This is a genomic window from Arthrobacter sp. U41 (assembly GCF_001750145.1).
Classification (GTDB): Bacteria; Actinomycetota; Actinomycetes; order Actinomycetales; family Micrococcaceae; genus Arthrobacter.
The window spans coordinates 1,930,199-1,945,004 of the sequence record NZ_CP015732.1; the positions used below are offsets into that span (position 1 = coordinate 1,930,199).

General features: G+C 69.6%; 6 protein-coding genes and 1 tRNA gene. 2 read left to right on the top strand and 5 right to left on the bottom strand.

The window, feature by feature from the left end; all coding sequences use genetic code 11:
• Positions 1-67 precede the first annotated feature (67 nt).
• Positions 68-2,269 (top strand): RecQ family ATP-dependent DNA helicase, encoded by a 2,202-nt coding sequence (locus ASPU41_RS08990; protein ID WP_069950631.1) that lies wholly within the window; start codon positions 68-70, stop codon positions 2,267-2,269.
• Here the strand turns inward: ASPU41_RS08990 and ASPU41_RS08995 are convergent.
• The 4 genes from ASPU41_RS08995 to ASPU41_RS09010 form a co-directional block, all read right to left on the bottom strand.
• Positions 2,214-3,680 (bottom strand): MFS transporter, encoded by a 1,467-nt coding sequence (locus tag ASPU41_RS08995; RefSeq protein ID WP_069950632.1) that lies wholly within the window; start codon positions 3,678-3,680, stop codon positions 2,214-2,216. The two genes, ASPU41_RS08990 and ASPU41_RS08995, sit on opposite strands and share 56 nt — an antisense overlap.
• A gap of 15 nt (positions 3,681-3,695) precedes the next feature.
• Entirely contained in the window at positions 3,696-5,345 is a 1,650-nt protein-coding gene (locus ASPU41_RS09000) for a phytoene desaturase family protein (RefSeq protein ID WP_069950633.1), read from the bottom strand.
• Positions 5,346-5,497: 152 nt separating this feature from the next.
• A tRNA-Ser gene (locus ASPU41_RS09005) sits at positions 5,498-5,585 on the bottom strand.
• 148 nt (positions 5,586-5,733) lie between these two features.
• Positions 5,734-7,974 (bottom strand): prolyl oligopeptidase family serine peptidase, encoded by a 2,241-nt coding sequence (locus ASPU41_RS09010; RefSeq protein WP_069950634.1) that lies wholly within the window; start codon positions 7,972-7,974, stop codon positions 5,734-5,736.
• A 121-nt stretch (positions 7,975-8,095) separates the two neighbouring features.
• Between ASPU41_RS09010 and ASPU41_RS09015 the strand changes: the two genes are divergently transcribed.
• Positions 8,096-10,078, top strand: coding sequence for an FAD/NAD(P)-binding protein (locus ASPU41_RS09015; RefSeq protein WP_157356971.1), 1,983 nt, complete (start codon positions 8,096-8,098; stop codon positions 10,076-10,078).
• Positions 10,079-10,238: 160 nt separating this feature from the next.
• On the opposite strand, the gene ASPU41_RS09020 is transcribed toward ASPU41_RS09015, so the two are convergent.
• On the bottom strand, positions 10,239-14,798 hold the full coding sequence (locus ASPU41_RS09020; RefSeq protein WP_197515803.1) for an ExeM/NucH family extracellular endonuclease: 4,560 nt from the start codon (positions 14,796-14,798) through the stop codon (positions 10,239-10,241).
• Positions 14,799-14,806 lie beyond the last annotated feature (8 nt).

The following is a 14,806-nucleotide window of genomic DNA, read 5'->3' on the forward strand; positions in this document are numbered from 1 at the left end:
CTGTGATTGTCCACATAGCGGCGCCCGTGGCTTCGCGGCTGTCGGAGGGGGCTGGGATACTAAAGCAATGGCCAATCACCAGAACGCTGCAGTCCTTTCCGCTTTGCCTCCCGCTGAGGCCGCCGGTACTGCCGGGGGCGCCGGGACCCGGGAGCAGGCCCAGGAAGTGCTGCGCGAACTGGTCGGGCACCCGGAGGCGCAGTTCCATGACGGCCAGTTCGAAGCCATCGAGGCCCTCGTCGACGGCGGCCGGCGGGCCCTCGTTGTGCAGCGCACCGGCTGGGGCAAGTCGGCCGTGTACTTTGTCTCGTCCCTGCTGCTGCGGCGCCGCGGCGCCGGCCCGACCCTGATTGTGTCCCCGCTGCTGGCCCTCATGCGTGACCAGGTTGCCGCCGCCGCGCGGGCCGGGGTCCGCGCGGTGGCCATCAACTCCGCCAACCAGCTGGACTGGGACACCGTCCGCGAACAGCTTGCGGCGGACGAGGTCGATGTCCTGCTGGTCTCGCCGGAGCGCCTCACCAACCCCTCATTCCGCGAGAACCAGCTCCCGGAACTGATCCGCCGCACCGGGCTCCTGGTCATCGACGAGGCGCACTGCATCTCGGACTGGGGCCACGATTTCCGTCCCGACTACCGGCGCATCGCGGACCTGATCACCCAGTTGCCGGATACCGTTCCGGTCCTGGCCACCACCGCCACCGCCAACTCCCGGGTGGTCCACGACATCGAGGAGCAGCTGGGCGCCGGAGTGCTGACGATCCGCGGCGCCCTGGGCCGTGAATCGCTCCGGCTGGGTGTGCTGAGCCTGCCGGACTCCCGGGACCGGCTCGGCTGGTTGCTCACGCACCTCAAGGACCTGCCCGGCAGCGGAATCATTTACACGCTGACTGTTTCCGCGGCCGAAGACACCGCCAGGCTGCTGGCCGAAGCCGGACACGAGGTGCTCGCCTACACCGGACGCACCGACCCCGCGGACCGCGAACGAGCCGAGCAGCTCCTCAAGGACAACCAGGTCAAGGCGCTCGTCGCCACCTCCGCCCTTGGCATGGGCTTCGACAAACCGGACCTCGGTTTTGTGGTGCACCTTGGGGCGCCATCCTCTCCCGTGGCCTACTACCAGCAGGTGGGCCGTGCCGGCCGTGGCGCCGCCAACGCCGACGTGCTGCTGCTGCCCGGCTCCGAGGACCGCGATATCTGGCAGTACTTCGCGACCGCATCGATGCCCTCGGAGCAGAAGGCCGGTGCGGTGCTGACCGCGCTCGCCGAGGCGGGGACCGCCGTGTCCACGGTGGCGCTTGAAGCGCGCGTGGACCTGCGCAGGACGCCGCTGGAGCTGCTGTTGAAGGTGCTGGCGGTCGACGGCGCCGTGGAGCGGGTGGGCGGGGGCTGGCGGGCCACCGGCCAGCCGTGGAACTACGACGCCGAGCGCTACAGCCGGATCGCGGAGGCCCGGGTGGACGAGCAGGACTCCATGGTGATCTATCAGGACACCGCCGGCTGCCGGATGGAATACATCACCTCGGTCCTGGACGACGAGACCGCCCACGCCTGCGGCCGCTGCGACAACTGCGCCGGACAGTGGTTCCCGGCAGACATTGCCGCCTCGGCCACCGAAGCCGCCGGCCAGACGCTGAGCCGCGCCGGGGTACCCCTGGAACCCCGGCTGCAGTGGCCCAGCGGCATGGACCGGCTGGGCGTGCCGGTGAAGGGCAAGATCAAACCCGAAGAAAACGTCGCGCACGGCCGGGCGCTGGCACGGCTCACCGACCTGGGCTGGGGCGGCGCCCTGCGCGAAGCCTTCGCCGCCGGAGCCCCCGACCGCGCGGTGGACCCGGGCATGCTGCAGGCCTGTGTCCAGGTGCTGCGCGAGTGGGGCGCCGGGGACGCCCGCACCCCCGGCTGGAGCGGGGCAGGCCGGCCCGCCGCCATCATCAGCGTCCCGTCCCGTGGCAAACCGGCCCTGGTGGACTCGCTGGCCCGGGGCATCTCGGAGATCGGCCGGATCCCGTACCTGGGGCAGCTGCAGCTGGAGCACGGCGGACCGACCGGCGGGCGCGGCGGCAACAGCGCCTACCGTCTTGCCGGGGTCTGGGAACGCCTCGTGGTCGGACCGGAGCTGGAAGCAGCCCTGGCCGGGACCCAGGGCCAGAGCGTGATGCTCATCGACGATCTGGTCGACAGCCGCTGGACCGTGACCGTCGCCGGCCGTGCCCTCAGGCTTGCGGGCGCCGGGGCGGTGCTGCCGCTGGTGCTGGGCCAGGCCGGCTGACCTCGGCTCCCGCGTGCCGGGGCAGCATCAGGCTGTCCAGGGTGCTCAGGAGCATAACCACCGCGATCGCGAGGAACGCCGCGCGGTACGCCGCTGCCGCAGCACCTCCCAGTAGCGGTCCGCTGGCCTCGTAAACCCGGATCAGCAAGGCCCCGATGGCGATCCCGGCTGCCGTCGCAAGCTGCACCAGCGTGGCGGACACGGCGTTGGCCGACGGCAGCTGGGCGGGAACGACGTCGGCGTACTGCACCGAGGCGTAGGCCGAGAAACCGATGGACCGGAAGGCGCCGCTGGCTACAAGCAGTGCGAAAATCAGCGGCTCCGGGGTGCCGGCGTCGAGCAGGGCGCACAGCGCGAAGGTGGCCGCCGAGGCTAGGGACGCGAAGACCAGCACCGGTTTGAAGCCGAAGCGCCGGATCAGCGGTGTCGTGGCCGGTTTGATCCCGATATTGCCGATGAACACTGCCGCGACGAGGACCCCGGCGTGCAGCGGATCCCAGCCGAAGCCGTTCTGGAACATCAGCGGCAGCAGGAAGGGCATGGCACTGATGGTCAGGCGGTAGATGAAGCCGCCGGTCGCCGTGGCGCGGAACGTCCGGGTGGAGAAGACGCCGAGATCAAACAAGGGGAAACGGGCACGCCGCATCCACCAGACGGCCGTGCCGAGGAACAGCAGCCCTGCGGCGCTGCCGATGGCCGCCCAGGCGCCGGATTCGCGGCCGCCGGCCAGCTCCAGGCCCACCACGACGGGCCCCACGCCCAGGGTCGTGAAGGCAAGCCCCAGCCAGTCCAGGCGGCGGGTGCGGTCCCCGGGGGCGGCCGGGACCAGCCGCAGCGCCGCGAGGAACGCCGCGAGCCCCAGCGGGAGGTTGATCAGGAAGATCCAGTGCCAGGACAGGAACGTGGTGAGCGCGCCGCCCACCAGCGGAGCCAGCACGGGCGCCAGCAGCCCGGGCCACACCAGGTACGCCGTGGCGCGGAGCAGGTCCTTCTTTGCCGTTCCGCGGAGCACCACGAGGGTGCCCACCGGGACCATCATGGCGGCGCCCGCGCCCTGCAGCACCCGGCTCAGGGTCAGCATGGCCAGGTCCTGGCTGAGCGCGCACAGCAGCGAGGCCACAGTGAACGTCGCAATGGCCAGGCAGAACACCCGCCGCGCCCCGAGCCGTTCGGCCAGCCAGCCGCTGAGCGGAATGCCCATCGCCACCGTCATCAGGTAGGCGGTCATGGTGATGTTGACGTCCGCCGACGGGATGGAGAAGTCCGCCGCGATGCTGGGGATCGCCGTGGTCAGGACGGTGCCGTCCAGGAACTCCATAAAGAACGTCGCAGCAACCAGCAAAGCCAGCCGCGGGCTCCATTTGTCCCCGGCGGTGCTGGGAGCTGGCCGGGGCGGCGAAGGCTCACTCATCCGGGGTTGCCAGGCTCAGCCCCGGGAGGCGCGGCCGGTGTCAGGCCGGCCGGACTCGAGGACCGCCATGGCCGCGTTGTGCCCGCCGATGGCACTGACGGCGCCGCCGCGCCGGGCACCGGAGCCGCAGAGCAGGATCCGCGGGTCATCCGTCGCGACGCCCCAGCGCTGCGCCGGGGTGTCCAGCGGCGCGTCGTCCTCGACGAAGGGCCAGTCGAGGCCGCCGTGGAAGATGTTGCCGCGCGGCATGCCGACCGCCCGCTCGATGTCCAGGGTCGTTTTCGTTTCGATGCAGGGCCGGCCGTCCGGGCCGCTCAGCAGCAGCTCCTCGATGGGTTCGGCCAGGACCGAGTTCAGCGATTTCAGGACGGCCGCCTGCAGTTCGGCCCGGCGCTGGTCATTGTTTTCCGCGGTGATCAGCCGGTCCGGGACGTGCAGGCCGAACACGGTGAGGGTCTGCGCGCCGGCGGCCTGCAGTTCCGGGGACAGGATGCTGGGATCCGTGAGGGAGTGGCAGTAGATCTCGCAGGGCAGCGGATCGGGGATGGTGCCGGCGGCGGCGGCGAGGTAGGCGGCGTCGAGCTGAGACCAGGTCTCGTTGATGTGGAAGGTCCCGCCGAAGGCCGCTTCCGGGCTGACAGTCCGGTCCAGCAGCCGGGGCAGGCGGGTCAGCAGCAGGTTCACCTTGACCTGCGCACCCTCCCGGAGGTGGTTCGGGTTCTTCGTGGCGGGCGGTGCCTGCGTGGGAGCGCCGCTGGCAGCGTCGGAGCCCCTGAGCCGGTCCAGCACCACCGGGGCCACGTTGGCGAGGATCCAGGACGCGGCGGCCGTGTGCTCTGCGCCGTTGTGGCGGTAGCGGACCTCGCCTCCCGGGCGGACGGCGGTGACGTCCGCGGAGGTCAGAATCGTTGCCCCGGCCTCGCGGGCGGCCCGTTCCAGTTCCCCGGAGACGGCGCCCATGCCGCCGACGGGCACGTCCCAGTCGCCCGTTCCGCCGCCGACCAGGTGGTACAGGAAGCAGATGTTCTGCTGCAGATCCTCGTCGCCGGCCCGGGCGAAGGTCCCGATCAGGGCATCGGTGAGCACCACGCCCCGGACCAGGTCGTGCCGGAGTTCCGCGGCGATGGTGTCCCCGATGGGCCGTTCCGTGATGGCGTCCCAGGCCTGCCCCGCACCGGCGCGCGCCGCGAGATTCCTCGCCTCGGAGCGGGTCGGCAGCGGGGAGGTCATGGTCGGCCAGAGGGCTTCGGTGAGTTTGCGGCAGCCGGTGTAGAAGTCGGCGAAGGCCTGGAATTCGCCGTCGGCAGCCCCGACCGCGGCAAAGGACGCCGCAGTGGCTGACGCATCCCCGTTGTCGATCAGCAGGGCTTTGGTGCCGTCGTGCGGGTCGGGCGTGTAGGACGAGTACCGGCGCCGCGCCAGCCGGATGTGCAGGCCCAGGTCGTCAATGACCTGCTGCGGCAGGAGGCTCACGAGGTAGGAATAGCGCGAGAGGCGCGCGTCGACGCCGTCGAACGCCTGCGCGGACACCGCGGCGCCGCCGGGCTGCTCAAGCTTCTCCAGCAGCAGGACCTTCAGGCCCGCTTTGGACAGGTACGCTGCCGCGGCCAGGCCGTTGTGGCCGCCGCCTACGATGATCGCGTCAAACTCGGTGTTCCTTGACATGGGCTAATCCTGCCACCCGGGCCGCGGTAAGGCGTCCGGTGTCCGGCACCCGGACGGGCGCGGCGGCACAGCTCCGGACATGCCCGCACCTGGCGCCCCGCCAAGGTCCCCGGGGTACGCAAAAGGCCCCGGTCCAGGACCGGGGCCAAACGCGGAGACGGGGGGATTTGAACCCCCGGTGGAGTTGTGCCCCACACTTCATTAGCAGTGAAGCCCATTCGGCCGCTCTGGCACGTCTCCAAATGCTAGTAACTAGCCAACCAAGGATACGCAGAAGGGGCCATGCAGTGCAAAACGAGCAACGCGGGGTCACTTCGCGCCCATGGTGGGGCCGCGGATGGGCCGTAGGTGACCCCGCGTTGCTCCAATGGGCGGGTGTTCCGGCGGGTCAGGCGTCCCGGCCGGCCAGCGCGCGCCAGAGGAAGTGCTGGCTGCGGCTCTGCAGGGCCGCGGCCTGGCGGTTGTCCGAGGCGCCGGCATGGCCGCCTTCCAGTGCCTCGTGGAACCAGACGTTGGGGATGCCCATCGCCTGCATCCGGGCGGCCATCTTGCGCGCCTGCACCGGGCCCACGCGGTCGTCCGAGGTGGCCGTCCAGATGAACGTCTCCGGGTAGTCCACCCCGTCCTTGAGCAGGTGGTAGGGGGAGAACGTCTTGATGAACTCCCACTGCTCGGGCACATCAGGGTCGCCGTATTCGGCGATCCAGGAGTGGCCGGCGGAGAGCTTGGTGTAGCGGCGCATGTCCAGCAGGGGGACCCCGCAGGAGACGGCGCCGAAGAGTTCCGGATACGTGGTGAGCATGTTCCCCACCAGCAGGCCGCCGTTGGACCCGCCCACGCAGCCGAGCCGCTCGCGGGACGTCACGCCGCGGGAAATCAGGTCCGCCGCCACGGCGGCGAAATCCTCGTAGGCCCGGTGCCGCTTGTCCTGCAGGGCTGCGCGGTGCCACGAGGGGCCGTATTCGCCGCCGCCGCGGATGTTGGCCACGACGTAGACCCCGCCGCGGGTGTGCGGGACATCCCCCTGGCGCCCGGCGGATTCCCCGGTCCGCCGTTCCAGCCAGGCGCGGCCGATTGCGCCGCTGTAGGCCGGGGTCCGCGAAATCTCGAAGCCGCCGTAGCCGGACAGCTGCGTGGGGTTCTGGCCGTCCAGCACCAGGTGCTTGGACGCCACCTGGAAATACGGCACCCGGGTGCCGTCCTTGGACACGGCAAAGTGCTGCTGGACCTCATAGGCCTCGTCATCGAAGAACGACGGCGAGGACCGGACCACCTCGTGGGTGCTGTCCACGCCGCCCCCGGCGGCGCGCTTCAGGGTGCCACGGGTGAGCGTGCCCGGCGTGGTGAAACCGGTGGCCACAAGCCAGAAGTCGTTCCCCGCGCCGGGAGCCTCCGTCTCGGCCACCGGAGCGGCGCCGTCGGTGCCGTCATCGTCCGTGCCGCGGGCGTCGTCCTCGTCGTCGACGGCGTAGGCGGTGACGTCGTGCAGCGGCGGGCAGGCCTCCAGCACGGTGGCGGCCCAGGCAGCGTCGGTCCCGGGCTGCTGCGGATCGAGGACCCGGATCTCCGAGGAGACGTCACGCAGCAGGTTCAGCAGCAGGAAGTCCCGCGTCCAGCTCCAGGACTGCAGGGAGGTGTGCTCATCCGGGGCGAACAACACGGACAGTTCCCGGCCGCCGGCCAGGAAATCCTCGAAGTCGGCCGCGAGCAGGGACCCGGCCGGGTGGGTGGTTCCGCCGGTGGTCCAGTCCTTCTGCGGCCGGAACAGCAGCCAGCCGCGGTGCGAGCTAAGGTTTACGTCCGCGGGGACGTCGATCTGCACCCACCGTCCGTCGCGCAGCACCGCGGTGGTCTTCTCGAAGAAGCTGATCCAGTCGACGGCAAAGGTCCGCTCGAAGCCCGGGGTGGAGTCGTGCGCCACGAGCGCCATCATGTGGTCCTCGGGGATTTCGAAGAGCCGTTCCGCCGTGGCCAGGGAGCCGCCGCGGTGAAGCTTGACGCCGGTCCGGGCGTAGGAGGATGTGGTGCTGGGCAGTCCCTCGGCCGTGGAGGCCACCAGCAGCGTGTCGGCGTCGAGCCAGGAGACGTTGCCCTTCGCTGTGGGCAGGTCAAAGCCGCCGGCCGCAGGGTCAACGAAGCTGCGGGACTCGACGTCGAACTCGCGGTAGCGGTTTGCATCGCCGCCGTCGGGGGAGAGGGCCAGCAGGGCACGCCGGTGCGGCTCGCCTTCGGCCGGGCGCAGGAAGTTGGCGCCATGGAAAACCCATTCCTCGCCTTCGGCCGCGGCCAGCGCGTCCACATCCAGCAGCAGGTCCCACTCGGGTGATCCGCCGCGGTAGCTGTCCCAGCTGGTCCGGCGCCACAGGCCCTTGGGGTTCTCCCGGTCCTTCCAGAAGTTGTAGTACCAGTCGCCGTGCTTGCCCACCATGGCGATCCGGTCGGTGGAGTCCAGCACCTCCAGGATGCTCTCTTCCAGGTGGGCGTATTCCGCGTCCTCCAGAAGCTCCTCGGTGCGGGCGTTTTGCTCCCGGACCCAGGCAAGCTGTTCCTCGCCACAGATCTCCTCGAGCCAGATGTTCTCGTCGACGGGTTCGGGGGCGGGAGGGGGCGCAGCTTCAGCGGTGGTCATTTTTCCATCCAAGCAACATCAGCGTGCCGGTAGCAAGTCACGCCGGGGGCCAGCGCGGAGCCCGCACCAGATGCGCCGGGCCGGTCCGGGCTGCGGGCCGGTTGCGGATACGCTGGATGCCGTGGGCATATCGCAGAGCATCCGGACGGCAGTGATTGGCGCCGGTCCCCGGGGCGCGAGCGTGCTGGAGCGGCTGCTGGCCAACTGGGTGCCTTCCGGGCCGGACGCTGTCCTGCACATTGATGTCATTGATCCCTATCCGGCGGGGCCCGGACATGTCTGGCAGCCGGGCCAGTCCCGGCTCTACCTGATGAACACTCAGTCGTTCTACCCCACGGTCATTCCCGAGGACCCCGGCCTAGCGCGGCCGCTGGCCGGCCACACGTTCGACCGCTGGCGTGAACTGCAGCAGGACCAGCCGCACCCTTCGCTCTCCGCTGAGGAGTGCGCCGAGATCTCCGGGCTGGGCTCGGCCGACTTCCCCAGCCGGGCACTGTACGGGCGCTACCTCCGCTCGACCCTTGAAGAGCTGCTCTCCCGCCTTCCCTCCGGTGCGACGGTAACGTTCCACGGCACGACGGCAACCTCGGTGCGCCACGCTGCCGCTCCCGGGGCCGGGGCGGACGAGGGCCGCGTGGGGTTCGACGTCGGGCTGGCCGACGGCACCGTCCTCACCGTTGATTCCGTCGTGCTGGCCCTCGGCCACCTCGAGTCCCGGCTCAACCCCGAACAGCGCGAGCTCCAGGCGGCGGCGGAGGAATTCGGGCTGCTGTACCTGCCTCCGGCTGCTCCGGCCGACGTCGACTGGTCCCTGGTGCCGGCGGTCAAACCGGTGCTGGTGCGCGGCATGGGGCTGAACTTCTTTGATGCCATGGGACAGCTGACCGAGGGCCGCGGCGGCCGGTTCCTGCCCGGCCGGGACGGCAGGCTCGGCTACCTTCCTTCCGGCCGTGAACCGCTCATCATCGCCGCTTCCCGGCGCGGCACCCCGTACCGGGCCAAGGCGACCCTCACCGGCTACTACCCCGACGCAGTGACCCTGAGGTACTGCACCGAAAGCGCCGTGGCGAAATTCGCGGAGGCAGGAATCCGGCCCGCCTTCGACCACGACCTCTGGCCCCTCCTGCACCGCGACGCTCTCTGGGCCTACTACTCCACGCTTGCGCGCTCGCAGCCGGGCGCCATCCTGACGGACCCTAAGGAGTTCCTGAAGGCCCTGGAGGAAGCCCTGCACCCGCATGCGCACTCCACCGCGAAATGGGAGGACCTGGTGGACTCCGTCCTCGACGTGCACCTCCGCCCCTCCCACCGGCTGGACCTGCTGGGCCTCGCGGCGCCGTTCGCCGGGCGGTCGTTCCATTCCCGCGCCGAACTCGACGCCGCCGTCGTCGATTATCTGCTCGACGACGCCCGGCGTTCCGCCTTGGGGGAGGAGGACCCGGTGAAGATGACCATCGGCGCCCTGCACCACGGCCGGGCGGTGCTGAAGACCGCGGTCGCCGACGGCGGCATCACCGACGAGTCATGGGTCGCCGGGCTCCGCGGCTGGTTCGAATCGTTTGTGGAAGGTCTCGCCAGCGGACCGCCGGCGCTGCGTGCCGAACAGCTCGCGGCCCTGGTGACCGCCGGCATCGTGCGGTTTGTCGGTCCGGACCCGAAGTTCGGGGTGGACCGCAAAGCCCGGACCTTCAGGGCGGTGTCGCCGTGGGTGGGGAACAACCCGGACGAGGGCGGCGGGGAAGTTGTGAATGCCGTGGCCATGATCGAGGCACTGGCGCCGGCCAACAAGGTCACGGTCAACGAGTCGCCCCTGCTGGAGCAGTTGCTTGCCGAAGGCCTGGTCCGCCCCCGGCTCATGATGACCGTCGAGGGAGCGCCGGTGCCGACTTCCGGGCTGGACGTGGCGCCGCACCCCTACCGCCCGCTTGGCGCGAACGGCTCGGTGACGGAAGGCCTGTATGTCCTGGGGCTGCAGTTGTCCGCCGTGCAGTGGGGAACGGCCATCGCGGCCGAGGCCCGGCAAAAGAGCGGGCCAGAGTACCGCAGCGGCCAGCGCACGCTGCGGGACGCCGACGAGATCGCCCGGGCCATCCTCGGACGCTGATTGCCTGCACCTGGCGCGCCCCACGAATGAGCATGCCCTCCGGTCCCCGCGCCCCACGAATGAGCATGCCCTCCGTCCCGGCTGAGCAGAGGACATATGGGCAATATGTCCACCGCTGCAGCCCGGGGGAGGGCATGCTCACTGGGGCGTGGCTAGGGGATCAGCCCTTCAGGCACTTGCGGTAGGCCGCCATTTCCTTTCCGTAGCTGAGCTGGCCCACGACGTCGGCGAGCCGCGGCTTGACCGGCGCGGTGCACTGCGGCGGGACCGGAACGCTGGCCGCGACCAGGACACCGGTCTTCACCACGGTGCCGGATTCGACGGCGGTGAGCACCAGGGTGCCCGTGCCGGCAGCGGCCCCGGCGGGAACCGTCAGGTTTACCGTGGCGGCACCGGCGGAAACCGGTACCGTTCCCAGTGCGGTGACCGTGCCGGTTGCGTCCGTGAACTCGGCGCGCAGCGAGGTGTTCACCGGGCTGCCCAGCGAGGTGAGGTCCAGCTTGGAGACCGCCAGGGTGATGGCCTCCCCGCCCTTGACCTCGGTCGCGGTGGTGTTCACCACGGCGACAGAGCGGCGCGCGAAGTCCGGTGAGACCGGGTTGTTCGCCTGCAGGTACTTGATCCAGGCGTCGCGGTCCACGAGTCCGGAGTCCTTGGTGTTGGCGCCGGAGGTGAAGATGCGGAAGTTGTCGCCGCCCGTTGCCAGGAAGCTGAACGTTCCGATCCGGTAGGACATTGCCGGGTCGATCAGCGCGCCGTTGATCCGGATCGAGGTGATCCGGTCACCGGCGGCGCGGGCGGCGTCGTAGGTGTAGTTGACGTTCTTGGACAGGCCCAGCTGCTGGTAGGCGCGGCTGGGAACCGTGCCGTCCGGGTTGGTCTGCCATTGCTGCTCCAGCAGCGTCTTGAACTGTTCGCCGGTCAGCGAGGTGGTCCACAGGTTGTTGACGAACGGCAGGACCGCGTTGGCCTCGGCGTAGGTGATGGTCCCGTCCGGCGCGTAGTACAGCTCGTTGCGCAGGCCGCCCGGGTTGACGACGCCGATCTCGGCGCCGCCGAGTTCCGGGGCCTTGAGCGAGTCAACCAGGGAATCGGCAACGAGGTTGCCCAGGGTGGACTCGCTGGAACGGTCATCGCGTGCCGCCGGCGTGGTGGTGGTGGCGGGGGTGAACGCGGTGGTGATATCCGCGGTCACCGCGCCGACCGGCTGGTTGCCGACCACTGCTGCGTCGGCGAGGGCCTTGTCAACGATGGTCTTGACCGCGGCGACCCGCGGGTACGCGGCCACCAGGTCGGCTGCCTGCTGGTCAGCGGAGGTGGTGCGCTTGACGTTGCCGGCCTTGTAGCCGGTGACCGACATGGTTTCCGTGTCGATGGTCAGCTGGATCTGGCCGATGTACTCGCCGTAGTTGCCGGTCTGCACGATCGGGCGGGTTTTGCCCTCAACGCCGGGAACCGGGGCATCCCAGGAGTACTGCTTGTGGGTGTGGCCGTTGAAGATGGCCGCAACGTCCGGGGTGACCTCGGTGACCATCTTGGCGAAAGGGCCGCCGGCGGCGACTTCCTGCTCCAGGGTGGAACCTTCGGGCGCGCCGGAACCGGCGCCGTCGTGGTTCGCCACGATGATCACGTCGGCAAGGTTGTCCGCCTTGATCCTCGCGGCGACGCGGTTGATGGCGTCGACGGGGTCTCCGAACTCGAGGTCGGCGATGCCGGCGGGGGTGACCAGCGAGGGTGTTTCCTGCGTGACGGTGCCGATGACGGCGACCTTGATGCCGTTCATGTCCAGCACCGTGTACTCCGGCAGGACCGGCTCGGTGGTGCCCTTCGTGTAGACGTTGGCTCCGAGGTACGGGAACTTGGCGTTGCTGCCGCCCGCGATGACGCGGTCGCGCAGGTCGGCCCAGCCGCCGTCGAACTCGTGGTTGCCCACGGCCGAGGTCCGCAGTTCCAGGGCGTTCAGCACATCGATGGTCGGCTGGTCCTTGGCAACGGCCGAGGCGAACAGCGAGGCGCCGATGTTGTCGCCCGCGGAGAGGAATGCCGTGGCGCCGGGGGCAGCCGCGGCCCGCAGCTTCTCGATGGTTCCCGCAAAGAACACGGTGTTGGAGTCGATCCGGCCGTGGAAGTCGTTGATGCCCAGGAGGTTCAGCTCAACGCTGGCGGGGATGGCCGGAGCGGCCGGAAGGTCCAGGCCCACCACCACCGGATCGTGGTCGCTCGCGCGGAACTGGTCCGGCGCGTAGTAGTCGGTCACGTTGTTGTTGTACCGGCTGTACTCCAGGGCGACGGACTCGACGGAGTTGATGTTCCAGATGTCGGCGCCGGTGACGATGGCGTTGGCGCCCGGTGAGGCGAGGATGTGGTCCAGGGAGCCGACCAGGCCGCCGTAGAGGTAGGAGTGCTTGGCGGAACCGTCGGCGTTGGTGGCCTTCTCGTCCTGGTTGACGTACCCCGCGGCCGTGAAGACGTTGATCGGGTCTTCCTTGGCGTAGGCATTGAAGTCGCCGATCAGGAAGACTTTGTCGGTGCCCTTGGACTTCTGCAGTTCGTCGGAGAACGCCAGCAGCGACTGGGCCTGGGCGGTGCGGGCGAGGTTTGAGGCGCCCTGGCCCTTGTCGGTGTCCTCCGGGGTGGCGGCTGAGCCCTTGGACTTGAAGTGGTTGGCGATCGCGATGAACTGCTTGTCGTCGGTTGCGCCGGCGGGCTTGAAGACCTGGGCCAGGGGCTTGCGGGCAGTCGCGAAGGCGACGGTGTCGTTGTGGATGATGGACTCGCCCACCGGCTCCGCTGCGGACTTCTTGAAGATGAAGGCGGTGCGGATCATGTCCTCGTCAGCCAGCGGGGGTGCGTTGGCGGGTGTGCGGACGTAGTCCCAGATCCCCGGCGTGGCGATGTTCAGGGAATCGACCAGCTTGGCCAGGGCGTCGTCACGGTTCTTGCCGAACTGCGCCGAGTTCTCGATCTCCATCAGGGACACTACGTCGGCGCCGGACTTGGTGATGGCGGCGACGATCTTGTCCTGCTGGCGCTGGAGGTTTTCGGCGTTGGCCGCGCCGCGGGCGTTGCAGCCGCCGCGGACGGTGATCGGGTTGCCGGCGCGGTCCATGTAGTAGGTGCATCCGGTGAGCTGATCGCCTGTGGTGGGGAAGTAGTTCAGCACGTTGAACGAGGCGATCTTGAGGTTGCCTCCGACGGCAGCCGGAGCCTCCGTGCGGGAGGTGGCGCCGAAGCCGGCCGGCTGGACCGCGGCCGCCGTGGCGGGCGTCAGGTGGCCCAGCGGCTGGAACTTCCAGGCGTTGTTGGCGTAGCTGAGCACAACGTTGGTCTTGAAGTTCACCGGTGCGCCCACGCGGACGGGGTCCGCCGTGGTCAGGTACGGCAACTCCAGGGCTTTGGTGCCGGCGTCCTTGAAGAAGTTGGTGGTGGCGCCGTCGTCGAGCTTGATGCCGCGGGCGGCGTTGGCGGCGACGGTGGCGGTGTACTCGGCAGAGCCGAACGGCGCGACGGCGGTGGGCTGCTCCAGCGGGGTGGTTCCGCCGGCCAGACCGACTTCGCCGTACTGGTTCAGCGAGTAGTTGTCAGCGACAGTGACGGATCCCTGCGGGGTCAGCAGCATGCCTTCGAGCGCTTCGCGGAATGCTTCCCCGGCCGGGAGGGCAAATCCGGTGGCCTTCACCTCAGGGGCGGCCTCGGTGAGTTTCTTCAGGTCAGCTTCGGCGGCAACCGTCACCTGGGTCATGCCGAAGTATTCGCTGACGGCGCCCGTCACCTCGACGTAGTCGCCGATCTGGACGGAGCCGGCCGTGGCGGCCGAAAAGATGAAGATGGCGTCCGACGCCGTGTGGTTGGCCGGAGTCAGTTCGCCGCCGGTGCCGGGGGTCTGGATGTAGTAGCCGGAGAAACCGCCGGTGGGGAAGGCCGCGGTGACCTTGCCCCGGGTGGTGACCGAGGCCCCCACAAGCGGGCTGGCGGCGCCGTTGCCCTGGATCTCCGCGATGGTCCTGGCCGCCGGTGGAGTGCCGGGGTCGACCGGTGGCTCGACGGGGGTTGCTGTCCCGTTGACTGCCTTGGGCGTGACCGCGGCGCTCAGGGTGAAGTCTTCGGCGTTGTTGTTGCTGTCAACACCGTTGCTGCGGTTCAGGCTCTTGACGTCGCTGTTGCCCGCCGGTGCGGTGGCGGCGAGGGTTTCGAAGGTGTTGGAAGTCCCGTAGCCGAGCAGATCTGCGACGTTGGCGGGCTCGATGACGGAACCGGTGGCCAGCGGGTTGAGGGCGGTGGCTTGCTTGGCCAGCACAATGGTTCCGGTGGTGCCGCTGGGGTTGAAGCCGGTGGCTGTGACGTCGGCGCCGGTCAGATCCGCCCCGATGGCACCGTTGCTGCCGCCCTTGACCAGATAGTAGCCCCTGGCCGGGATGCTGCCGCTCAGGCCGGAGACAACGCTGGGCGGGGTGGTGTTGCTGTAAGGCCGGTACTGGAGTGACCAGCCGTCCAGCGAGACCGGGGCGTCCGAGGTGTTGTACAACTCAACGAACTTGTTCTTGTAGGCTGCTCCGGCGCTGCCGCCGCTGAGGTATGCCTCGTTGATGATGACCGGCGAACTGCCTGCCGCTGCCGGGGAGACCTCCACGGCGAACGCCGGCACAGCGGCCAGCGGGGCTGCGATGAGCCCCGCCGACAGCGCTGTGCCCAGTGCGGTTTTCCAAGGTATGTGTTTCATCCGCTCTA